The following is a 774-nucleotide window of genomic DNA, read 5'->3' on the forward strand; positions in this document are numbered from 1 at the left end:
CGGCGACTGATGAAATCTTCGCCCGGGGAGGCGAGTCGGGTCAACGAGTTCAACTACGGCCGGCGCGCACACGGAAATGCGCCGGGAAATGAAAAGCGCACAGAAAAACGCCCGGGTGTCGTCGTGACGACACCCGGGCGCGCGGCGAAAGGGGCGGGCCTATGCCGGCTCTCCGGTCAGGTCCCTGGCGTAGTTCGCGAGGGACCGGTTGTAGCGCGGCAGATGCCGGGCCAGCGCGACGAGGGCGTACGAGAGCGCCTCGCGCTCCCGGCCGACGTCCGCGTAGGCGAGGGCGAGGAACCCGACGACGGCGTCGTCCAGCGGGTCCGAGCCGGCGTCGCGCTCGGCCTCCAGGAGAGCGACGCTCTCCTTGGCCTGGCCGACGTTGCGCAGGGAGCTGGCCAGCTGGATGACGGCGCGGCGGCGGCGCACACCGGTGAGACCGGCGTCGAGCGCCTGCCGGTAGAGCGGGACGGCCTGGTCGGAGTGGCCGGTGGAGTCGAAGGCGCAGGCGAGTTCGAAGGGAATCCTCGCGTCGTCCGACGGAAGTTCCGCGGTGAGTTCCCGGACTCTTCTGACGAATTCCTCCTCGTCGTGATCATCGAGGGCGGACCACAGGGCGGCGATCCGCTCTTCCCAGGCCGTGTCTTCTGTTGCCACTGCGACAGCCTTCCCGCTGTTGAACTCTGTTGGGCCGATCATGCGGCGAGGGGCGGCGTCCGCAGACGCCGCCCTTCACCACTGTGCTACTTCAAGAACAATTACTGGATGTTC

1 protein-coding gene is annotated in these 774 nt (G+C 68.1%); it reads right to left on the reverse strand.

Features of this window, described 5'->3' with window-relative positions; translation table 11 throughout:
- Positions 1-159 precede the first annotated feature (159 nt).
- Positions 160-660: a tetratricopeptide repeat protein gene (locus M8J74_RS44200; protein ID WP_249841774.1), complete on the reverse strand. Its 501-nt coding sequence runs from the start codon at positions 658-660 to the stop codon at positions 160-162.
- Positions 661-774: the final 114 nt, after the last annotated feature.

The sequence above is a fragment of the Streptomyces panaciradicis genome, from assembly GCF_023516615.1.
GTDB lineage: Bacteria > Actinomycetota > Actinomycetes > Streptomycetales > Streptomycetaceae > Streptomyces > Streptomyces panaciradicis.